At 62.5% G+C, this 22746-nt stretch carries 17 protein-coding genes and 2 tRNA genes; 5 read left to right on the top strand and 14 right to left on the bottom strand.

Annotated elements, in window-relative coordinates; all coding sequences use genetic code 11:
• Positions 1–36 precede the first annotated feature (36 nt).
• The 4 genes from nagZ to EN861_RS27735 all read right to left on the bottom strand — a co-directional run bounded on the left by nagZ (position 37) and on the right by EN861_RS27735 (position 7812).
• Positions 37–1056, bottom strand: a complete 1020-nt coding sequence (gene nagZ / locus EN861_RS27750) for a beta-N-acetylhexosaminidase (protein ID WP_027146796.1) — start codon at positions 1054–1056, stop codon at positions 37–39.
• A gap of 163 nt (positions 1057–1219) precedes the next feature.
• Complete coding sequence (locus EN861_RS27745; protein ID WP_135866830.1) at positions 1220–4675, bottom strand: SPOR domain-containing protein; 3456 nt, start codon at positions 4673–4675, stop codon at positions 1220–1222.
• Positions 4676–4778: 103 nt separating this feature from the next.
• On the bottom strand, positions 4779–6536 hold the full coding sequence (gene argS / locus EN861_RS27740; RefSeq protein WP_135866828.1) for an arginine--tRNA ligase: 1758 nt from the start codon (positions 6534–6536) through the stop codon (positions 4779–4781).
• A 61-nt stretch (positions 6537–6597) separates the two neighbouring features.
• A complete protein-coding gene (locus EN861_RS27735; RefSeq protein WP_135866826.1) occupies positions 6598–7812 on the bottom strand; it encodes a deoxyguanosinetriphosphate triphosphohydrolase in 1215 nt (404 codons plus the stop codon).
• Positions 7813–7888: 76 nt separating this feature from the next.
• Here EN861_RS27735 and erpA point away from each other — a divergent pair, with 76 nt between their 5' ends.
• The 4 genes from erpA (at position 7889) to EN861_RS27715 (ending at position 9826) form a co-directional block, all read left to right on the top strand.
• Complete coding sequence (gene erpA / locus EN861_RS27730; protein ID WP_127279920.1) at positions 7889–8236, top strand: iron-sulfur cluster insertion protein ErpA; 348 nt, start codon at positions 7889–7891, stop codon at positions 8234–8236.
• 7 nt (positions 8237–8243) lie between these two features.
• Positions 8244–8636, top strand: coding sequence for a VOC family protein (locus EN861_RS27725; RefSeq protein ID WP_127872664.1), 393 nt, complete (start codon positions 8244–8246; stop codon positions 8634–8636).
• A gap of 7 nt (positions 8637–8643) precedes the next feature.
• Complete coding sequence (xth, locus tag EN861_RS27720) at positions 8644–9438, top strand: exodeoxyribonuclease III (RefSeq protein ID WP_127872665.1); 795 nt, start codon at positions 8644–8646, stop codon at positions 9436–9438.
• Between the two features lie 88 nt (positions 9439–9526).
• A complete protein-coding gene (locus EN861_RS27715) occupies positions 9527–9826 on the top strand; it encodes a hypothetical protein (protein ID WP_127279923.1) in 300 nt (99 codons plus the stop codon).
• A 164-nt stretch (positions 9827–9990) separates the two neighbouring features.
• On the opposite strand, the gene EN861_RS27710 is transcribed toward EN861_RS27715, so the two are convergent.
• The 9 genes from EN861_RS27710 to EN861_RS27670 all read right to left on the bottom strand — a co-directional run bounded on the left by EN861_RS27710 (position 9991) and on the right by EN861_RS27670 (position 21802).
• A complete protein-coding gene (locus EN861_RS27710) occupies positions 9991–10839 on the bottom strand; it encodes a tetratricopeptide repeat protein (protein ID WP_127279924.1) in 849 nt (282 codons plus the stop codon).
• Positions 10826–12550, bottom strand: a complete 1725-nt coding sequence (gene ilvD, locus EN861_RS27705) for a dihydroxy-acid dehydratase (RefSeq protein ID WP_135866824.1) — start codon at positions 12548–12550, stop codon at positions 10826–10828. The genes EN861_RS27710 and ilvD overlap by 14 nt, the downstream gene beginning before the upstream one ends.
• Positions 12551–12838: 288 nt before the next feature.
• Positions 12839–14077 carry an OmpP1/FadL family transporter gene (locus EN861_RS27700; protein ID WP_127278526.1) on the bottom strand — a complete coding sequence of 413 codons (1239 nt, stop codon included), beginning with the start codon at positions 14075–14077 and terminating at the stop codon, positions 12839–12841.
• 358 nt (positions 14078–14435) lie between these two features.
• Positions 14436–17219, bottom strand: a complete 2784-nt coding sequence (locus EN861_RS27695; protein ID WP_127278527.1) for a valine--tRNA ligase — start codon at positions 17217–17219, stop codon at positions 14436–14438.
• Positions 17220–17541: 322 nt separating this feature from the next.
• Positions 17542–18378 carry a PopZ family protein gene (locus tag EN861_RS27690; protein WP_127278528.1) on the bottom strand — a complete coding sequence of 279 codons (837 nt, stop codon included), beginning with the start codon at positions 18376–18378 and terminating at the stop codon, positions 17542–17544.
• Positions 18379–18633: 255 nt separating this feature from the next.
• Entirely contained in the window at positions 18634–20019 is a 1386-nt protein-coding gene (locus EN861_RS27685; protein ID WP_127278529.1) for a TolC family outer membrane protein, read from the bottom strand.
• Positions 20020–20200: 181 nt separating this feature from the next.
• Positions 20201–20869 carry a protein-L-isoaspartate O-methyltransferase gene (locus EN861_RS27680; RefSeq protein ID WP_135866821.1) on the bottom strand — a complete coding sequence of 223 codons (669 nt, stop codon included), beginning with the start codon at positions 20867–20869 and terminating at the stop codon, positions 20201–20203.
• A 90-nt stretch (positions 20870–20959) separates the two neighbouring features.
• A tRNA-Cys gene (locus EN861_RS27675) sits at positions 20960–21033 on the bottom strand.
• Between the two features lie 508 nt (positions 21034–21541).
• Complete coding sequence (locus EN861_RS27670) at positions 21542–21802, bottom strand: hypothetical protein (protein WP_127872671.1); 261 nt, start codon at positions 21800–21802, stop codon at positions 21542–21544.
• Between the two features lie 221 nt (positions 21803–22023).
• On the opposite strand from EN861_RS27670, the gene EN861_RS27665 reads away from it, so the two are divergent.
• Positions 22024–22098, top strand: a tRNA-Asn gene (locus EN861_RS27665).
• 311 nt (positions 22099–22409) lie between these two features.
• On the opposite strand, the gene EN861_RS27655 is transcribed toward EN861_RS27665, so the two are convergent.
• Positions 22410–22709 (bottom strand): DUF982 domain-containing protein, encoded by a 300-nt coding sequence (locus EN861_RS27655; protein ID WP_135866900.1) that lies wholly within the window; start codon positions 22707–22709, stop codon positions 22410–22412.
• Positions 22710–22746 lie beyond the last annotated feature (37 nt).

Raw genomic sequence — 22746 nt, 5'->3', positions numbered from 1 at the left:
CCAATGCTTCCGCCACTGCCTGTCACTTCCTCTTTGCTAGGCCACCGCGTCGAAATAGGTGGCGAATTCGGCACGGATTTCGGTTTCTTCGGCCGCGTCTCGTTTGCTTATATAGGTCATCGCCCGCTTGGCACGCTCCAGCGACTTGCCTTCAAGCCCCGTGGTGCGCGATGCGATACCCGCCATCTCCTCAAAAACACCGTTGCAGTGAAGGACCAGATCGCAGCCCGCCGCAAGGATCGAGGCCGCCTTTGTCGGGAAATCCCCAGAAAGTGCCTTCATCGAGGTGTCGTCGCTCATCAGCAGTCCATCGAAGCCGATCTCGCGTCGAATGATCTCGTCGATGACCTTGCCGGAAGTCGTCGCCGGGTTCTTGGGATCGATCGCGCTGTAGACGACATGCGCGGTCATCGCCATCGGCAGATGGTTGAGCTCACGGAACGGAGCAAAATCGTGCCGCTGCAGATCGCTGAGCGAGGCGTCGACGACAGGCAGTTCGAAATGCGTATCGGCAAAGGCCCGGCCGTGCCCCGGAATATGCTTCATCACGGGCAGCACACCGCCCGACATCAGGCCCTCGGCCGCGGCGCGGCCAAGTTCGATGACCGGACGCGGATCCTTGCCATAGGCGCGCGCGCCGATGACATCGCTGGCCCCTTCGATCGGCACGTCGAGCACCGGCAGGCAATCCGCTGATATGCCGTAGCGCAGCAGGTCGAAGGCATGCAGCCGCGCCATCAGCCAGGCGGCGCGTGCGCCGGCGTCGTGATCGTCGCGCCACAGCGCCCCAAGCGCGCCGCCGGCCGGATAATTCGGCGCCAGTGGCGGCCGCAGGCGCTGTACCCTGCCACCTTCCTGGTCGATGAACACCAGCGCGTCCGGGCGCCCGATACAGTCACGCATTTCGGCGACCAGGTCGCGGATCTGCTCGGCCTCGCCAATGTTGCGGGCAAACAGGATGAAGGCCCACGGGCATTCATTGCGATAGAAATTGATTTCTTCGCGGGTGAGCGATTTCCCGGCACAGCCGAGGATCATGGATTTTGATTCGGTCATTTCAGGAGTCTAGGGCTTCGCGCTGTCAAAGGGAATCATCCCTGACCGCATGCGGCGGGCTGCAGGACATGTTCCACATGAAAAAGTCAGGCATATGGATATCGCCATATAAAAAGCCGGCGCGGCCCAGGGCCGCGCCGGCTTTGAAGGATTGGATCGACGTCTAGCGCGATACGAAGCAGTTGCCGCCCGCGGCCTTGTAGCTGGTGCACAGATTGATGGCATCGTTGCGCGACTGAGCCGGAACGCGGACGCGGTAAAACGTTCCCTTGCCGGCAATCTCGGCCTTGACGATGTTGGCCGTGCGGCCGGAAAGCACGCTGCCATAACGGCGCTGCAGATCCTGGTAGGTCGACTGGGCGCTGTCCACCGTCGGCTGCGAAGCGATTTGTATCGACCACGCACCGCTGCCAGTCGCGGTCGAGGCCGGATCGATGGAAGCGACCTGATCGGGCTTGACCTCGCCGACCACGTCGACCGGCTGGTCGGACGGACGTTGCGGCGCGATCGCAACCTTGGCTGGCGTGTTGGCCGACTGCGCCTTGGCTTCAGCCTTGGCAGGCTTGGCGGCAGGCTTCAGAGCCGGCTCATCGTCAGCCTGCGCGGCGGCGGGCGCCACGGTGCCAGTCTGGTCGGTGCCAGTCTCGTTGGCGCCAGTCTGGTCGGCGCCAGTCTGGTCGGCGCCAGTCTGGTCGGCTCCGGCAGGCGCCACATGCTGTGGCGCCGGATCCGTCGGCTCGGCCGCGGCCACCTGCGGTGCCGCCGGTGCCGGATCCTCGCGCGCCACCAGTGAGCCGTCGGACTTGACCACCATGGTCCTGACCTTGCGCGGCGCAACGGCAACGACGTCGTTGTTGGTGCCCTTGTCGGCGTCCTGCAGGACCTGCGCGATGCGATCCTCCGACTTCGGCGCGGGCGCCGCATTGTCGGCCGGGGCCGCGCCAGCGGTCGAAACCTCGCCACCGCCATCCGTGCCGGCGGCGGCGTTCTGATCGGGAGAAAGATTGACGGCGCGGGCCGGGTCTTTCGCCTGCACGTCCACTGGTTCCTCAGTGTTGGTGACAAGCTTCTGCTGGACCGGCTCGGCGGGCTTCGCGCCCTTGACCACCGCGTCATAGACCTTGTTGTCCTGGTTCGGCACCACCGTGCCGCCCGGATTTTCCGGCTTGACCTTGATCGGCGAATTGTCCGCCTTGACGATCACCGGAGCTTCGCTGCCGCCCTTGCCGCCCAAAGACAGCGCAAAGGCGCCAAGGCCGCCCGCGACCGCAACGGCACCGACAATCGCGGCAATGAACAGGCCGCGCCGGCCCGACGGCCTGGCGGCTTCCCGCTCGCCGAGGCCCGGAACCGACATCGCTTCGTCCAGCTCGGGATCGTAGTCGAGTTCATCGACGGCAAAATCGTCCGCCTGAGAGACCGGCTGGCTGCCGGGCAGATTGTCGAGATCGAAGCCTTCGGCAGCATCGGCATAGCCCGAGGCCGACGCGCGGGCGGGCATTTCCGCCGGCCGTGCCGCATAGGTCCGCGCTTCCGGCTGATAGGCTTGCCTCGGCTCTTCATATCCCGGATTGACCCCGTCATATCCCGGATTGACCTCGCCATATCCCGGATTGGCAGCGCCATATCCCGGATTGGCCGCGCCATATCCTTTATTGAACCCGGTATTGTAGGATTCGTCGGCATAGGCGGCGTTGCCGGCAGTAGCAGGCGCGACCTCGACCGAATTCATCTCGGTCAGAAGGCTGGCGAATTCGGCGTCGAGATCATCATAAACGGCCGCTGCCGGCTCATCTTCCTCGAAATGCAACTCCGGAATGTCGAGATCGTCAGCCAGCGCGACGACGCGCTCCGGCACATCGACCGTCTCGACATCGGGCATCTCTTCATAGTGCGAGGACTGCCCGGCCTGCGGCGCCGATACCGGAGCCATATAGGGAGCAGCCGCAACCGGCTCGGCCGAACGGTAGGACGGCACGGTGGCCACTTCCGGGGCCGCCATCCTGGCCGCCATGGAGGGAGCAGGCTGCGCGGCAAACGCCGGCTGTTGGGGAACTGGTGTCACGCGGCTCCAGGAACGGGCCGACTCCGACGCTCCGGAACGTTCCGCCAGCCAATCGAGCGAATCGGCCTGATCCGGCCGGGACGCCGTTTCGTCACGCGAACCGATGCTTTTGGCCAGGGCGGCGTCGAAGGCATCATTGTCGAGATCGACATCACCCTGTTCAGCGGCATCCGGGCCGAAATCCTGGTCCTGAAGTTCATCGAGCAACAGGTCGTCGAGGTTGGCGTCGGCGGCCTGGGCGGAGCCGGATTGATGCGCATCCTCGGACGCTGTTTCATCGAGATCCCAGTCGAGGTCACCAACAAGATCGACGGGTTGCTCCGCGATCTTTGTAGTCGCGGCGAGAGGCGGCTGAACGGGCGCTGCGGTTGGCTGGGTCGCGGCTGGCTGGGTCACGGCGGGCTGAACCATGGCCGGTTCCTTGGCCGACGGCAGCGTGCGCGCGGTCATGGCACCGAGAAGCGCGTTCAGCTCGTCTTCGAGGCTTCGTTCGTCCGCGATGGGCGCTTGCACCGGCGGCACAATGGCTGCCGCGGGAGCTGCCGATTGCGGGGAAGCCGCGGCGATTTCGGCGACGGGCTCTTCGGCAGGCTCGGCAAACGCCTCGTCCAGATTCAGGTCGAAGGCGTCATCCGAAACAGCTTCAGCGCCTGGAATTTCATCCTGCGTCTCGACGGCATCGGCGCGCAGTTCGTGCGCCGGCTCGTCATCAAAAGCCTCCGGCTCGTCCGCCTGAACGTCAAAATCCACATCGACATCGGGCATGGCATCGTCGAAGTGACCCGCGAAATCCTCGTCGGAGATCACCTGGGTTTCATCCGCGGCGGCTAGTACAGGTTCTGGATAGTCGACAGCAGCCGCTTGGCGCTGATCCGCCGGATGGTCGTCGAGCATCAGCTCGTCTTCGAGCGAGATCGCGACCGCATCGTCGAATTCATGATTGGAGGCCGGCTCGACGGCCACCGGCACTTCGGCCACCGGCGATTCAACGGCATGCCGGGCCTCGGCAGCCTCGTCCTCGATATGGAAATCCTGGTCGAGGGAGGCGGCAAGCTCATCCTCCATCGGCAGATCATCGTCGAAGGGCGAGATGTCTTCGAGCGAACTGGCGACGGCATTGTCGAAATCGGCGTCGAAGGCAGGTTCAACGGACGGCACGGCTTGCGCGGCGCCAGCGGTCGCATGGCTGGCGGCGACCGCCTGGTCATCGGCATCCGACATGTCCAGGTGGAAATCGTCGTCGAGTGACAATGCGAGATCGTCGTCCGCAACATCGACGGCCACCGGCTCGACTGCCGGCTCATGAGCTGCGACAACTGGAGCGGCAACGCTGTCGGCAGCGTCGAACTCGCCCATCAGCTCCTTTTCGAGGTCGATGTCGAAATCGCCCTCTCCCGCGGACGGATCGGCCACAGCGGCTTTCGGCTCGGCCGGCGCCTGCGGCTTGACCGGCTGGCGCGGGTCGAATCCCATGATCCTGGTCAGTTCCGCGAACGGATCATCGTCGGCGATGTCGTTGTTGTCGGCTGCTCTCAGTTGGGTTCTGTCTGCCATTATCGTTCCCGAACTCGCACTCATTCGGACGCCTTGGACGTCGCGCAGGGTTGGCCCTTACCAGCGCAATGTGGGCAAAAGGTGACAGGTTTTTTAGTCAAACCTAACGCATTTCGGTGGGCGCAGCCGCTCCGATCAACGTCAGGCCGGACGTCAGAACATCCGAAACAGCCTGCACCAGCCCTAGTCTGGCATGCGTCAATTGTCGGTCGTTAACCTTAACAAAACGTAAGTCCGGATTATCCGTGCCCCGGTTCCAGTGTCCGTGGAAGCTGGAAGCCAGATCATAGAGATAAAATGCCAGCCGATGCGGCTCGAGCGCAAGAGCGGCGGACTCGATCAGGCGTGGATATTCGGCAAGCTTCCGGATCAGCCCGATTTCACCTTCGTCGGCCAGCGACGTTGCCGCGGCCGCCAGGTTGTTGCGATCGAAATTCGCCTCCCCCAACTGTTCGCTCGCCTGCCGGAACACCGAATGGCAGCGCGCCGAGGCGTACTGCACGTAGAACACCGGATTGTCCTTCGACTGCTCGGTGACCTTGGCGAAGTCGAAATCGAGCGGCGCATCGTTCTTGCGATAGAGCATCATGAAGCGGATCGGATCGCGTCCGACTTCTTCCACCACCTCGCGCAACGTCACGAAATCGCCGGACCGCTTGGACATGCGCACCGGCTCGCCATCGCGAAACAGCTTGACCAGATTGCACAAGAGGACGGTGAGCTTGACGTCGTCGCCGGCAATCGCCCGCGCCAAGGCTTCCAGGCGCTTGACGTAGCCGCCATGGTCGGCGCCGAGAACATAGATCAGGTCGACGAAGCCGCGATCGACCTTGTCCTTCAGATACGCCACATCGGCGGCGAAATAGGTGAACGAGCCGTCGGACTTGACCAGCGCCCGGTCCATGTCGTCGCCGACGGCGGTCGAGCGGAACAGCGTCTGTTCGCGGTCTTCCCAGTCGTCCGGCTTCTCGCCCTTGGGCGGCGGCAGCTTGCCCTTGTAGATATGGCCCTTCAGCGTCAGGTCGTTGATCGCCGAGCGGATCTTCCTGGCATTGTCGGCATGCAGCGTGCGTTCGGAGAAGAACACGTCGTGGTGCACGTTGAGCAGCGCAAGGTCCTCGCGGATCATCGCCATCATCGCATCGATGGTCCGGTCCTTGACGATGGCCAGCGCCTCGTCGTCCGGCATCTGCAGCAAGGAACGGCCGAACTCCCTGACCAGGGCCTCGCCGACGGAGACAAGATAGTCACCGGGATAAAGCCCCGGCGGAATCTCGCCGATATCTTCTCCAAGCGCCTCGCGGTAGCGCAGCATCGCCGAGCGCCCAAGCACGTCGATCTGGGAGCCGGCGTCGTTGATGACATATTCCTTGGTCACGTCGTAACCGGCGAACGCCATCAGATTGGCGAGTGCGTCACCGACGACGGCACCCCGGCAATGGCCGACATGCATCGGCCCGGTCGGGTTGGCCGAGACATATTCGACGTTGGTTTTGCGTCCGGCGCCGATCGTCGAGCGGCCATAGTTGCGCCCCTCGCCTAGAAGCGCCGACAGATGCGCCTGCCAGAAACCGTCCTTGAGCCGCAGATTGACGAAGCCTGGACCGGCGACCTCGGCAGCGGCGACGTCATTGTCCGCCCGCAGCGCTTCCGCCAGTTTCTCGGCCAGTGCGCGCGGGTTCTGGCCGGTGGGCTTGGCCAGCACCATTGCCGCATTGGTCGCGAGATCGCCATGGCTGGCGTCGCGGGGCGGCTCGACGGCGATGCGCGACAGATCAGGCGAAACGCCATTGCTGTCTTTCAGGTCAAGCGCTTCGACAGCCTTTACGACTCGCGCGGTGAAATCGGCGAAGATGTTCATGGTGTATGCTCTGGCGGCTTTACGACGAATCCGGCCCTTTGGCCGGCAAATCGAGCCCGCCCTAGCTCAAATCCGGGGTGCGGTCAAACAAACGCCTGTGTTCCTTGAGCGCGTAGGTGTCGGTCATGCCGGCCAGGAAATCGGCGACGCTGCGTGCCTTGATGCGATCCTCGGCGCGGTCCAGCCCTTCGCGCCAGCCATCGGGCATGGCGCGCGGGTCGGCGAAATAGACGTCGAACAGGTCCCTGACGATCTGCTCGGCGTCCGCACGCACCCGCATGACCTCTTCGTGCCGATAGAGGTGCTTGTAGAGGAAGGCCTTCAGTTCCTTCTCGGCTTCCGCCATTTCGGCCGAAAATGTCACCATCGTCTCGCCCGCCGCCCTCACCGCCTCGACGCTCAGCGGCCTGATCCGCTCCAGATTGGCGGTCGTTGACTTGATCACATCCTCGACCATGGCCGTGATCTGCCGCCGCATCAATTCGTGGCCGGTGCGCACGTCGTCGAGCCTGGGATAGCGCTCGCGCACGCTCTTCAGGATCGTTCCAGGCAGCGAAACGGCCTTCAGCATGTCCAGCGTCAGCAGCCCTGACCGCAGCCCATCGTCGATATCATGCGTGTTGTAGGCGATATCGTCGGCAATCGCCGCGCACTGCGCTTCGATGCCGGCGAACCGGTCGAGTTCGAGATCCTGCAATTGCGAGTAGTCGCGGATCGCCTGCGGGACCGGCCCTTTCAGGCCCTTGCCGCTGCCGTCGGTGAGCGGACCATTGTGCTTGACCAGGCCTTCAAGCGTCTCCCAACTCAGATTGAGCCCGTCGAACTCGGCGTAGCGCGCCTCCAGCCTCGTCACGATGCGCAGGGATTGTGCGTTGTGGTCGAAGCCGCCCCACGCCGCCATCTTCTCGTTCAGCGCGTCCTCACCTGTGTGGCCAAAGGGCGTGTGGCCGAAATCATGCACCAGTGCCACCGCTTCGGCGAGATCCTCGTCGCCGCGCAACGCCCGCGCCAGCGCACGCGCGATCTGTGCCACTTCGATCGAATGGGTGAGCCTTGTGCGGTAGTGATCGCCTTCATGGGCGATGAAGACCTGCGTCTTGTGCTTCAGCCGCCGAAACGCCGTCGAATGGATGATCCGGTCGCGGTCACGCTGGAAAGGCGTGCGGGTCGGACTTTCCACCTCGTCGAACAGCCGGCCGCGCGAGCTCGCCGGATCCGTGGCATAGGCCGCGCGCGGCCGATAGCCGAATCCGATGTCGCCAAGCTCATTTGTCATGGCTGATGCTGCCGCAGTTGACTTGCCCCGTCGCGCTTCATACCTATCATGTGAAACCGAAAGCAAGGTGACGCCTATGGGCGCGGATGCCAAGACCGCCATGAAAGTCGAGATGACCGAGGCCGCCGCCAAGCGGATCGCCAAAATTGTCTCTGGCGAGGCCGGCAAGACGGCGCTGCGCGTTTCCGTCGAGGGCGGCGGCTGCTCCGGCTTTTCCTACAAGTTCGATCTGGTCGGTGCGCGCAATGACGACGACGTTGCCATCGAGAAGGACGGCGCCACGGTGCTGATCGATGATCTGTCCCTGGTCTATATGGGTGGCTCGGTGATCGACTTCGTCGACGATTTGATGGGGCAGTCGTTCCAGATCCGCAACCCGAATGCGGTCGCCTCCTGCGGCTGCGGCACCAGCTTCTCCATCTAGGACCGAGATGCCCGCAACCGGCGCGGTTCGTCAGGTTGCGCTCTCCGCCGGTCGCGACCTCGACGCGACATTGGCCTTTTGGCGCGATGTCCTCGGCATGAGGGTGCATGCGCGGTTCGATCCGCCCGGCATTGCCTTCATCATGGCCGGCGATGTCAGGCTGTTGTTCACCGACGGCATCCCGGCCGGCACCATCTATCTCGACATATCAGGCCTCGAAGCCTTCCACGCCGAGGCAAAGGCAGCCGGCATCCCCTTCACCGCGCCGCCGACACTGGTCCATCGCGACACCGAAGGGCAGTTTGGTCCGGCGGGGGAAAGCGAATGGATGGCCTTTCTAAAGGATCCGGCAGGCAATACGATCGGTTTAGTCGAACGCCTTCCGCCGCAGGAACAATGAGACCGTCATGAAAATCGTCACCTGGAACATCAACGGCGTGCGCGCCCGCATCGGCAACCTGACCCATTGGCTGACCGAGAGCGCGCCCGACATCGTCTGCCTGCAGGAGATCAAGACGGTCGACGAGCAGTTCCCGCGCGCCGAAATCGAGGCGCTTGGCTACAATGTCGAAACCCATGGCCAGAAGGGCTTCAACGGTGTCGCGCTGTTGTCGAAGTTGCGCTTCGATGAAGTCACCAGAGGCCTGCCGGGTGACGATGCCGACGAACAGGCACGTTTCATCGAAGGCGTGTTCTCGACCGACAAGGGCGCGCTTCGCGTCGCCTCGCTCTATCTGCCGAACGGCAACCCGATCGATGACGAGAAGAAGTTTCCCTATAAGCTCTCCTGGATGGCGCGGCTGGAGCGCTGGGCGCAGGAGCGCCTGAGGCTGGAAGAGGCGCTGGTGCTGGCCGGCGACTACAACGTCATTCCCGAGCCGATCGACGCGCGGTTCCCGGAGAACTGGCTGGGCGACGCGCTGTTCCAGCCACAGACAAGGCAGGCCTTCCGCCGGCTGCTCAACCTCGGTTTCACCGAAGCGGTGCGCGCGGTCACCGATGCCCCGGACACCTACACCTTCTGGGACTATCAGGCCGGCGCCTGGCAGAAGAACAATGGCATCCGCATCGACCATCTGCTGCTGTCGCCTGAAGCCGCGAACCGGTTCTCATCGGCGTCGATCGAAAAACATGTGCGCGCCTGGGAAAAACCATCCGATCACGTCCCGGTGGCGATCGACCTCGCGCTGCAGCCGGCCTGACGCAGACCCTTCTGCCGCCGAGTAGTCCGGACCTCGTGTCGCCACAATCGCGCGCATGATGGGAAATCATCATGGTGGCCGGGTTTCCATGACCGTTCGATTTGCTCATTATCCGATCGGCTTGGCATTCGCCATGACCGCGATCGTGCCGGCCTTCGCCGCCCCGGAATGTCTCGCCAATGGAAAATCCTATCCGGTCGGACAGGTCGCCTGCCTGACGGTTGCCGACCAGAGTCATTTGGCTCGCTGCGACATGGTGCTCAACAACACATCGTGGACCAAGGTTGGCGATGGCTGCCCGGCAAACACCATGGCGCCGCACCTGCACGTCACACCGATCTCGACACCCGCGCCAAGCATGGTCCCGACGGAGCCAACCGAAAACTAATTTTCTCCTGGATTGCCTCGTCCTCGGATCGAGACGAGCCTCGATAGGCCGGCGTTGTCCGTCATTACCATGCCGACGTTCTTCGCTAGAGAAGCCAAGCAGTTGGCTTTTCGTCCGCTACACGGATCGCTCCTCGGCTCGCCGCATGGTGACGGGGAAAGAGCCTACTGATCGGCGTTGCTGCCCTTGGTCAGGATGTCGTCCGCCAGCGAGATCGCGGTGCGGCGGTCGGCTTCGCCGGCCGCGGCGAACGCCTCTTCCTGCATGCCGCGGATCCAGGGCTGATCGGTCGGCGACGCACGCTCCAGGGCCGCGGTCATCATCGCCAGGCCGCGCACGATCTTGCCGCTCTGGAACAACAGGTGGCCAAGCGTCGCTTGCGCACCGGCATGGCCCTTCTCGGCGGCGAGCTGGAACCAGCGCCCGGCCTGCTTGACGCTGGCCTTCACACCGCCCTCGCCCTTCAGGAACATCTGGCCCATCTCGAACTGAGCGTTCGGATTGCGGTAGTTGGCGGCGGCGCGCATGTAATATTCCTGCGCCGCCACCTCGTTCTCGGTGACCGGGCTGCCGGGAATGCCAGTGCGCAGATAGTCGCCGAGCGCCACCAGCGCGTCGGAGACATAGCTTTCTTCCGGCGAGCCGGGCTCGACGTCCTGGTCGACGATCTCCGAGAAGAACTTGAAAGCCTCATAGTCGTCGCGGGCCACGCCGTCGCCCTCGGCATACATGCGGGCAAGCTTCCAGGTGGCGCCGATCTGGCCGTTTTCGGCGGCATATTTGTAGGCCTCGGCGGCCTGCTCCTTGTGGCCGCTCTTGTAGGCGGAGAACCCGAACTGAAACACTGCCCAGGGGCTCGACTGCGGCTTCACGCCGGTCTTGTCGTCGAACACCTTGTCGTCGAAGGCCATGGCCTGGCCCACGGCGCCAAAGATCGCAACCGCGACCAGTGCCGGAAGGACAGATGACCTCAACAACTCTGGTGTTGACTTCAACAACTCAGATATCCGCATAGCAGTGTGTTTCTTTCGCACCGCCCGGATGGGTGACCGCGCCATCCCTGGCGGACCCTACCGTCTGTGCGTATTTCCATATCGCGCCCGACTGATAGTCGGTCGTGCGCGCCTTCCATGTCTTCGCTCGTGCCGCCAGTTCGGCCTCGGACAGCGCTACGTCGATCGTTCCGTTCACCGCGTCGATCGAGATCACGTCGCCATCCCTGACGAGGCCGATCGGGCCGCCAACCGCCGCTTCCGGGCCGACATGGCCGATGCAGAAACCGCGCGTCGCGCCCGAGAAACGGCCGTCGGTGATCAGCGCCACCTTGCCGCCCATGCCCTGGCCGTAGAGTGCCGCCGTCGTCGACAGCATCTCGCGCATGCCAGGACCGCCGCGCGGTCCTTCATAGCGGATGACCAGAACCTCGCCTTCGCGGTAGGCGCGGTTCGTCACCGCCTCAAAACATTCCTCTTCCGAATCGAAACAGCGCGCCGGGCCGGAGAATTTCAACTCCGCCATGCCCGCGACCTTCACGATCGCGCCTTCAGGGGCAAGATTTCCCTTCAAGCCCACGACACCGCCGGTTTGGGTAATTGGTCTGTTGGCCGGGCGGACCACATCCTGATGTTCATTCCAGGCAACGTGCTCCATATTTTCGGCCAAAGTACGGCCAGTGACCGTCAGGCAATCGCCATGCAGATAGCCGTGGTCGAGCAGCGTCTTCATCAGCAGCGGAATGCCGCCGGCCTCGAACATGTCCTTGGCGACATATTTGCCGCCCGGCTTGAGATCGGCGATGTAAGGCGTCTTCTCGAAGATTTTCGCCACGTCGAACAGGTCGAACTTGATCCCCGCCTCATGCGCGATCGCCGGCAGATGCAGCGCGGCATTGGTCGAGCCGCCGGTGGCCGAAACAACGGTCGCCGCGTTTTCCAGTGCCTTAAGGGTGACGATGTCGCGCGGGCGGATGTTTTTGGCAATCAGTTCCATGACCTTTTCGCCCGAGGCGAAATTGAAGCGGTCGCGCATTTCGTAGGGCGCCGGCGCGCCGCAGGAATAGGGCAGCGCAAGACCGATTGCCTCGGCGACGGTGGCCATGGTGTTGGCGGTGAACTGGGCGCCGCAGGAACCGGCTGAAGGACAGGCGGCCTGCTCGATTTCGAGCAGCTCGGCATCATCGATCGTGCCGACCGAGTGCTGGCCGACCGCCTCGAACACATCCTGCACGGTGATCTGGCGGCCGCGATAGCTGCCGGGCAGGATCGAGCCGCCATAAATGAAGATCGACGGCACGTTGAGCCGCACCATGGCCATCATCATGCCGGGCAGCGACTTGTCGCAGCCGGCCAGGCCGACCAGCGCATCGTAGCAATGGCCGCGCATGGTGAGTTCAACCGAATCAGCGATGACTTCGCGCGACACCAGCGACGACTTCATGCCCTGGTGGCCCATGGCGATGCCGTCGGTGACGGTGATGGTGCAGAATTCGCGGGGCGTGCCGTTGGCGGCTGCCACGCCCTTCTTGACCACTTGCGCCTGGCGCATCAGCGAGATGTTACAGGGTGCTGCCTCGTTCCAGCAGGAGGCGACGCCGACCAGCGGCTGCGCGATTTCGGCCGCCGACAGGCCCATGGCATAAAGATAGGACCGGTGCGGCGCACGCGCCGGACCGACAGTCACATGGCGGCTAGGGAGCTTAGCCTTTGAAATGACCTTGGCGTCCATTCTCTTCCTTGCCGCGGGCGGTGCGGCCTGCCCCATCGCCGAGCCTTTTGGCACGTGTCCCGAGACGAGTTCGAGGTGCGCCGGGTTTATGGCGGGAAATGGGCAATTTCCTCGGCCTGACCTTTAGCGCAGGGGTTGTTCAGAAAGTGTTGCCAAAACGTCACAATCGCACGAGGCGGCCCAAGTGCGGCTTATATGCAACGCAGCTTGTATGATGGGGCCAGCGACGACGCCGCACAAACGAAAAGGCCGGGCAATGCCCGGCCTTTCACTAAAACTTTCAAACGCTTAGAACTTGATCTTGACGCCGCCGGATATTGCCGTGACCAGATCATTGCCGAAGTCGTAACTCGCGTCGTCACCTGCAACATAGCCATTGTCCCCGGCCACTATACCTGAGTGACCGCTGGTCAAGACGCCTATTGCGCCAGCTACGCGAAATTCAATGTTGGGCTTAGGCGTGTAGGCAACACCGCCGCCAAGTGTCCACGTATCGGTCTGCGCTCCATAGCCGTGCGAAGTGCCACGATCCCATGAAAGCTGACCAGCAGCGCTCCACTGATCGTTAAACTTGTGGCCAACGCCGCCTGAGATCGTCCAGCCATCACGATACATCAGATCGAGTGAGGTTAACTGTGCAGAGTGCAGTTTGTCGCCCGTGACACAGAGCGCGTCGGGAGTACCCACCGCACAAATTGGAACGCTCTGCAGGACACTCCAATTGACCCACTTGACGGAGCCAAAAGCCAACCACCCAGGAGCGATGCCAGATTGCAATTTGAATTCAACAACATCCGGCATATATTGCGTGGAGCCGTAGATCGGAATTATGCCCTGGCCAACACTGGTCAAATCGAGCGTACCCTCGATGTTATCGAGCTTAACCTTCGAGTTATAGACGAGGCTCGCGCGCAGTGCGATGTCTGGGATTTCATAAGCGAGGCCAGCGCGCCAGCCCCAGCCAGTGGTCGACAGATCGACACGGCCCGTCGGTGACGGCCCAAATGGGTTGAAAGCCACAAGACTTTCCTTAAAGCCGTAGACCTTTTGATAGAACACACCGCCGATAAAGCGAAGCTGACCTTTGCCCGCATCCATCTTGTATGAGCAGGTGCCCGCGTAGTTATCGCTCTTGATGTCGGTCTCTATGTTTGAAACTGCGCCGTTCCACATGCCTGGCGCGGAATGTGCTCCCCAAGGTTGGGAATAGTCGACCATGCAATCGACGCCCGGAACGACCTGCGCCTTAACACCGATGCGCGGCACCCAATAGCCCTCCGCTCCATCAGCCGAGGTGCCCAAGCCGAGATTGAATCCGCCCGGCCCCTTGGCATTCTCGTATTTGCGATCCGGCATCACATAGGTTGCTTCGGCCTCCGTCGCGACCTGGGCCGGATCGAACAGCAGGTCGATATCGTAGCCGCCGCGCTCCAGACCGCCAGCATGCGCCGGGTGGATAAGCGAGCCCATCAAGGCCAACGAAAAGCACCCTGCCCCCAGCAGTGCTTTCAGACGCAAATTGCTCATGGATGTCCTCCCGAATAACTAGTGGATCAAGCTAGAACCAATTCAAGTTAACGGCGCAACAACGAATTCCCGGGCGTACATGTACATGTCCGCCAAACGCTTTTTCGACAAAATGCAAAGGAATGTCACAAGGCCAAAAACGGCCCTGCGCACATCCAAAACGCCGAAAAGATGCACGAAAATGGCCCCAAAAAAGCTCGAAAACAGCTAATTTTGAGGGGATCTGGCCCCATTGTTACATTATGGCAACAATGGGGCTAAAAGTTTCCGTTTACGTCAAGATTTACGCAACGGAATGCCCATTTTTGAGGCCGGTGACGCATGGAATTCGCTCCGGGGTCATGCACGAATCTGCCCTTCAGCCGGCGTCGCGAACCCTGGTCAGCGCTACCGAAAGCTTGTCCTGCGCGGCGCGATATTCGGCCAGCTTTTCCCGCTCGCCTTCCACGATCTCGGCCGGCGCGCTGGCAACGAATTTCTCATTCGACAGCTTCTTGTGCAGGCGCGCGATTTCCTCGGTCACCTTGACCAGTTCCTTCTGCAGCCGCGCGGCCTCCGCGGTGAGGTCGATCAGGCTGCCAAGCGGCAGGCAGATCGTCGCCTCGTTGAGCACGATCTGTGCCGACCCCTTGGGTGCCGCATCGGCGAGCGAGATGTCACCAACACGCGCCAGCCGCTTGATCGCTGAGTCCTCGCGAACCAGCCGTTCGCGCGTCACGTCGTTGGCGCCGACCACCACGAGCGGCGCTATTGCCGCTGGCGGCACGTTCATCTCCGAGCGCACCGAGCGGATACCGGAGACGAGATCGACCAGCCAGTTGATGTCGGCGGCCGCTTCAGCATCCTCGAAATCCGGCGACGGCCATGCGGCATGGCACAGCAGCGAGGCGCGTTCCCTGCCCTCACCCGCCGTCTGCGCCCACAGCTCTTCGGTCATGAACGGCATCATCGGATGCAGGAGCTTGTAGATCTCGTCGAGCACGAAAGCGACGCAGGCGCGGCTCTCGGCCTTGGCGGCCTCGTCCGTGCCCATGAATACCGGCTTCAGCAGTTCCAGATACCAGTCGCAGAACAGGTTCCAGACGAAGCGGTACGCGGCTCCCGCCGCCTCGTTGAAGCGGTATGAGGTGATGCCGTCGGTGACCTCGCGTGCGGCGCGTGTCAGCTCGGTCAGGATCCAGCGGTTGACCGCCAGCTTAGCGTCGTTCAGCCAGAAATCGTCATTGCGCGCGACTTCGTTCATCTCGGCAAAGCGCGTCGCGTTCCACAGCTTGGTGCCGAAATTGCGATAGCCGGCGATGCGCGCCGGGTCGAGTTTCACGTCGCGTCCCTGCGCCGCCATCACCGTCAGGGTGAAGCGCAGCGCGTCGGCGCCATATTCGTCGATCAGATCGAGCGGGTCGATGACGTTGCCCTTCGACTTCGACATCTTGGCGCCGTTCTTGTCGCGCACCAGCGCATGCACATAAACGGTGTGGAACGGCTCCTCGTCCATGAAGTGCAGGCCCATCATCATCATGCGGGCGACCCAGAAGAAGATGATGTCGAAGCCGGTCACCAGCACATCGGTCTGGTAATAGGTCTTCAACTCCGGGGTTTCATCCGGCCAGCCGAGCGTCGAGAACGGCCACAGCGCCGACGAGAACCAGGTGTCGAGCACGTCTTCGTCGCGCGTCAGGATCTCGCCCGGCTTGAAGTTTTCGAGCTTGTCTTCGACCCACGCCTTCCAGGGGCCTTCGAGCGCCAGATAATATTCGATCGCCGCGCCCAGCGCCTCTTCCTCGGACTTCTCGACAAAGACGCGCCCATCCGGCCCGTACCAGGCCGGGATCTGATGCCCCCACCACAGCTGACGCGAAATGCACCAGGGCTGGATGTTCTCCATCCAGTCGAAATAGGTCTTCTCCCAGTTCTTAGGCACGAAATTGGTGCGCCCCTCGCGCACCGAGGCGATCGCCGGCTTGGCCAGTTCCGCCGCGTTGGCGTACCACTGCTCGGTCAGGTACGGCTCGATCGGCACACCGCCGCGGTCGCCATGCGGCACGGCGTGGCGATGCGGCTCGACCTTGTCGAGGAAGCCGCCGGCCTCCATCAGTTCGACGATCTTCTTGCGGGCGACGAAACGGTCGAGACCGTCGAGCTCGTCCCAGACAGCTTGCCGTTCTGGCGTCGCCTCGAGGCCCGCCAGGAAGTCCTCGTTGTCCTTCAACTTGACCGCCGCCTCGACCGTCAGGATGTTGATCGCCGGCAATTGGTGGCGTTTGCCGACCTCGAAGTCGTTGAAGTCATGCGCCGGCGTGATCTTGACCGCGCCCGACCCCTTTTCAGGATCGGAATACTCGTCCGCCACCACAGGTATCTTGCGGCCAACGATCGGCAGGACGACATTCTTGCCGATGAGATGTTGGAACCGCTCGTCGTCGGGATGCACGGCGACAGCCGTGTCGCCCAGCATGGTCTCGGGGCGGGTCGTCGCCACGGTGATGAAGGTCTTTGGGTTTTCCGGATCGAAGGTCGCGCCTTCGATCGGATAACGGAAATGCCAGAGATTGCCGTTGACCTCCTGCTGCTCGACCTCGAGGTCGGAGATGGCAGTCAACAACTTGGGGTCCCAGTTCACAAGGCGCTTGTCCTTGTAGATCAGCCCTTCCTTGTAGAGGCTGACGAAGACTTCGAGCACCGCCTTGGACAGGCCTTCGTCCATGGTGAAGCGTTCGCGCGACCAGTCGGCGGAGGCGCCCAGACGTTTCAGCTGGTTGAAGATCAACCCACCCGATTCGGCCTTCCACTCCCACACTTTCTCGATGAATTCTTCGCGCGTCAGATCGCGGCGATGGATCTGCTTTTCCATCAGCCGCCGCTCGACCACCATCTGCGTGGCGATGCCGGCATGGTCCATGCCGGGCTGCCACAGGACGTTCTTGCCGCGCATGCGCTCGAAACGAACCAGAATGTCCTGCAGCGTGTTGTTGAGCGCATGGCCCATATGCAGCGACCCGGTGACGTTGGGCGGCGGAATGACGATGGTGAAGGCCTCGGCCCCCTCTTCCGCTCCGGCGCCGGCGCGAAACGCGTCGGCTTCCTCCCACATCTTGGCGATCTTCGGCTCGACGGTCTTGGCGTCGTAGGTCTTTTCAAGCATGGGAAAACGGTCCGCGCTGTCGGGAATTTTGCTGGTTCGGTGTAAATCGGAAGGTCTTGGCCAAGTCAACCGCGAGGGCTGCCTGGGGTCATCACAAGCAGATAGGCGCGGACCTATTCATTTCAACAGAAGGCCGCGCGGCGATCGCATCTTCGCCGCGAGGCATCGCTGCGAACGAGCCCGGGGCTCCCGCGCCTTCATTGTCAGCGACCCCGATGGCAGTTTGATCGCCTTCGCCAGTTCGGCAACCAACGGCCGACCTCTTCACAACGAAAAACGCCGCCTCGACGGCGGCGTTTCTTCTGGAATTCAGGCCTGGACGCTATTGCGCCCCGCGTGCCACGCGCTCGATCTCTTCGCGCACCAGCCTTTCGACCAGCGTCGGCAGGTTGTTGTCCAGCCAATCCTGCAGCATCGGCCGCAGCATCTCCTCGGCCATCTCGTCGAATGTCTTCTTGCTGCGGCTTGCAAAGGCGTCGGACAGTTCGCCGAAGGCAGCCGCAACCTGCCGTCCAGTGTGTTCGGAAAGAATTGCGGGACGCACCGCATGCGCTTCGTTCGCCGCCGCGCGCGCCTGAGCCGTGCCCGTTGGAGCATCGTTTGACGAAGACCGCTCGATCGCAGGTTCCGCCGCCGACTCGCTCGCCGACACATCCGGCTGGGGCGATGGGCGGATGCTCCGCTCCGGCATCGCCTTGGCTTGCTCGCCAACCGCCGCGATCTCGCGACGCCAATCGGCGACGATGGCTTCACTTGTCGCAACCTCGACGGGAGCCGCCGGCGCGTCGCGGCTGGCGGCAGGCGCCGGCTCGGCGGCAACCCGGGCGCTGACCTCAGCCAATGTCGTCGGCGTCCTGCCCGCAGCCGGATCGGCACGTGGCGGCGTTTCGGTGCGTGCTGTCGCCGGCAGTATGGCTGGCGTCTGGATTTCCGCCATCGCGACAGGCTTCCTGACCTCTGGGACGGCATGCAGTTCGGCGCGGAACGCATCGATATCCGCAGCTGGAACAGCACTCGGCGCGGGCTCCAGGTCCTGTTGCAACTCATCGGCGTCGCCGGGCTGCTTGCGGCCGTTGTCGCTGTCTTCGATGATCCTCCTGATGGAAGCGAGTATCTCTTCCATGGAGGGTTCGCGCTGTGCGCTGCTTGCCGTTGCCATCGTCACATCCGCCGCCCTTGTGACCCGTTGCAGGTTTCCGCTCCGGCAAAAGCCGGATTCGAATCATGGCGACAGCGTAACCGACGGATCGCCGCACGAGAATCCCCAATCTGGGGACATGTGGGATTTCAACAGATTAGAGCGATTCCGCCAAAGCCGTGTGACGGTTCCCGTTAGCAACCACCAGAAGGACAACGACAATCCTGTGTTCCCGTACGAACCACTCAGCCCGGAAACGCCGTTCGAACGAAGGGCCTAGCGGCCATCCGGCGTGCGCAGGCCGATCCACTTGTCCTTGACGGCGTTGTAGTGTTCCTCCGGCTTGTACTTCGTCACCGCCAAGCCAAGCCGGTCGACCGACAGGCGGCCCATCGCCGACAGGATGGCATAGCTTGCCACCACCACATCGCGTTCGTAACCAGCGTGGTTGATCTTGGCGGTGATGACGGCGGCTTGCGCATTGAGCACGTCGAGCGTCGTGCGCTGGCCGACATTGCGCTCCTCGATGACGCCGTTCAGGGCCAGTTGGGCGGCGTCGATCACCTGCTTGTTGGCGGACGCGCTTTGTTGCGCGGCGGTGTATTGGGACCATGCCGTGGCGACGGCCTGGCGCACCTGGTCGCGGCTGACGTCGACCTGGATACGCGCCTGCCCCAGCGATTCCTTGTTCTGCCGCACGACCGCCGAGGTTCGGCCGCCCGAATAGATCGGAATGGTCAGCGTCGCGCCGATATTGGCCGACGTCGAATTGCCGTTGGAACCTGACAAGTCGGGGATGGCGTTGCGGTAGTTTTCCGAAACGCCAGCCGAAGCCGACAACTGCGGCAACAGCGCGCCCTCGGACGATTTCACCGAAAATGCAGCGGCATCGACCAGATGCTGGGTGGCAAGGATGGCCGGGTGTTCGGCCGATCCGATGGCGATCGCGGCGTCGAGGCTCGACGGCAACAACCTGCCCAATGGCGAAGCGGCCTTGAGCTTGCCGGGCTCGTCACCGACCACCTGGTGATAGGTCGCGGCGCTGGCCAGCGCCTGCGCGCGCGCAGCGCTCAGCGCTGCCACCGCGGAAGCGCGCGAGGCATCGGCCTGCGCAACGTCGGTGCGCGTGCCTTCGCCGACCTCGAAGCGCGAGCGCGCGGCGCGCGCCTGCTCGGTCAGGAACTGCAGGTTCTGTTCGGTCAGCACCGCGATCTGCCTGTCGCGAATCACGTCCATATAGGCCATGGCCGCATTGAACAGCGTGTTCTCCTCGGTATTGCGCAGGCTTTCAACGGACGCCTTGACCTGGGATTCGGCCGCCGCGACATTGTTCCTTGTCTGAAAGCCGTCGAACAGCGACTGGTTGATCTGGATGCCGTAGCTGCCGCTTGTCAGCTTCGAATTGCCGCCGCCATTTGCCTGGCGCGTGTTCGTATAGTCGATGTTGGCCGAGCCGGTGATCGTCGGGCGCCAGCCTGACTTGGCTATGGCCACGCTCTCGTCGGTCACGCGCACGCCGGCACGCGATGAATTTAGTGTGGAATTGTACTGATAGGCTTTTGCAAGGGCACCGGTGATGGTTTCGGCCGATGCAGCCAGTGGGGACAGCGCGGTCGCCGACACAAGGACGGCGGTGAAAAGTGACTTGCGTACTGACGGCACGGTTTAACCCTCATTCGTTTTCCATGGGAACCGCGCCGCACCAGCTTCTCTTCCTGAGCAGCCCGAACGGCGTGTTTCATGTTCCCTGTTGCTCAGCCCAAAGTGCCCCCAGTCTGGGATCAGCAACGATCGTTCAAATGCAAGCGACCATGACAAAGCCTTTGCTGCAAGGCCAAATCATTCAGAATTCGAAAGCATGCTCACGTTCGAATCCGGGTAGTGGCTTAATTGCCGCATTAAATGCCCTTCTCCCGGTTACAACCCCCCCCGCCTTGAAAAAAAGCCGCGCCACGCCCGAATTGCCCTGACCCTCGACCGCAACCAGGCGGCCGCCTTCGGCGAGCTGGTCGAGCAGCGACGCCGGCACTTTGGCGACACTGCCGCCGATGAAGATGACATTGTACGGCGCCTTCGCCGCATGGCCTTGCGCCAGAGCGCCCTGGACCACGGTCACATTGCCGCAGCCCAGGCTGGACAGGGTCGACGCGGCGGTTTGCGCCAATGCCGAATCGCTTTCGAGCGCCACGACGGACCTCGCCAGGCGCGACAGGATCGCCGAAGCGTAGCCGGTGCCGCAGCCGACATCGAGCGCCGAATCGGTCACACTGATCTCGGCCAGTTGCATCAGCTTGGCCAGCGGCGAAGCCTCCATCAGGTAGCGCGAGCCATCGGCGCTGTCTGCGATGCGGATGTCCTCGTCGATATAGGCAAGATCGCGCTGGCGATCGCCGACGAAAACCTCGCGGGGCACGGAAAGCAACGCCTCGAGCAGCGGCGCGCTGGTCACGTCGGTGGTGCGGACCTGACCATCGACCATCTTGACGCGAAGTTCGGAGAAATCAGCGCTCATGTCCCAACCAATCTGCTTGCCGCGTCAGAATCGCGGTTCATGTCGACCGGAACTTCAGGCTCCGGCGCTGACGCGCGGGAGCCCGGGTATTGGAGGCCTCGCCCGGAATCGAACCGGGGTGCAAGGATTTGCAGTCCTCTGCGTAACCACTCCGCCACGAGGCCTCGTTGCTCCCGGCGTTCCACCCGGTTCCAATAGGTTGCGGCGAAAAAGCCGTCAAGCGGCCACGACGTATTCCGAACGGTTTCGTCTGCGCCGGCTGCAGCCCTGTCAGTTCGCCGTCATAGCCACCCGCTCACATTCGCAATCCGTTAAGCATGGCGGATGATCGAGCGAAACTCCGCGCTCCGGCTTGCGTTGTGAAACGGGAGGACTGCGCCATGCCCTGGCCAAACCGAACGACGAAACGAACGGAACGGAAAACGTACCGCTGCTGGGGTCCGAGGACTTAGTGCGCTACGCCATCAACTGCCTGAGAATAGAAGGCACAGGCAGGCTTTCACCGCGTGACCGCGCGCGTCTGGCCTCGGCTTCCGCGGTCCTGAAGCAGATCAGCGAGGATTTGAAGGCAGGCACGCAACCGGATTCGAAGGAATCGGGCACTGGCACCGAGAGACAGGGCCAGAATTGATTCTCTTCGGAGACCACCGCCGTGCGAGATGTATCGGCCGCTCAATCCGGCCGGCGTCGCCGCTCCCACCAGACGACCAAGCGGCGCCGGTGGCGGCGCACCATGGCAAATTCGTAGGAGAGCACCAGCAGTCCGAGCGGCACCATCCAGAACCCAAGGATCGGCAAGAAACCGAGAATGCCGCCAATGGTCAAAAGCACGCCGATCGTGATTCTGAGACCGCGCGACTGCGGCATGGTGAATTCGCGGCCGAAAACCGAGATCTTTCGTGCTGCTATCCGGTTTTCGTCCGCTGCCGTCATCGCGAAGAACTGCCTGTCTGGGGGCTCGATAATGTCATTTTACGAAAGCTGCGACCGCCCTTTCGGTTCCGCGCCGTCACCAAGACGACTAATATGAGGGCGGCCAAGGCCGATTGCGAGAAACCGCTGCGCGAAAAAGTCTCGGAAAAATGCGAAATGCTTCTTTGCAAAGCCGAAACGGGTTTGCTATAGGCTGCGCCACTTGCTCAAAGAGCCTCCGTTCCCCGGTAGCTCAGTGGTAGAGCAACCGGCTGTTAACCGGTTGGTCGCTGGTTCGAATCCGGCCCGGGGAGCCAACATTTCCAAGGTCCGTTCCGGACACATAGGTTACGGTTTATACCGGAGACATGGGTAACACTTTTGGCCCGACGGGGTTTTGGAGTGGTTCGAGCCTGCATGTCTCATCATCGAAGTATCCCAAATCGTAGGCCATGAAGCTCGCCAGCCAGATATGGTCTTCGACCTGTTTGATGCCAACGGTCTGGCCGGCGAAGACGAGGCTGAGATTGATCTTCTTGCAGTCGGAGCCCCGGAAAGGCCGATTGCCTAAGAGGAGCGCCTTGACGGGCTGTGACAGCGACACCTCTGGCCGCTGCCGTTGCCCCAGCTAGGCGGCTACCCCACCGCGGCCTGATTTGGTGCCGCTCATCCAGGGGAGCGGAGCAAGCGGCTCCTGCAGGATCTTGACGGATCTCGCGAACCCAGCGACGGCATCGCGCGCGACCGACAGGGGTATCTGACCGTCGTAAGCACGCTGGCAAGCCCGGAAGGCCGTCTCGAAAATCGGGCCCCGACGTTCCCGCGGCCACTCGTCCAGGAAATCGAATGCGTGATCAAGACTTCGTATTTCTTGAATGAACTGACCATTCCTAACCAACACTGGTCGATCGAACGTCCTGTCGCCCATATGGTCCTCCATTCGGTTGAGCGATTTGGTTTGCTGG

Origin of the sequence: Mesorhizobium sp. M8A.F.Ca.ET.218.01.1.1 (assembly GCF_004791165.1) — a bacterium.
GTDB lineage: Bacteria > Pseudomonadota > Alphaproteobacteria > Rhizobiales > Rhizobiaceae > Mesorhizobium.
The sequence above is the reverse complement of the archived record's forward strand: the minus strand, read 5'-3'. Positions and strand labels throughout refer to the sequence as shown.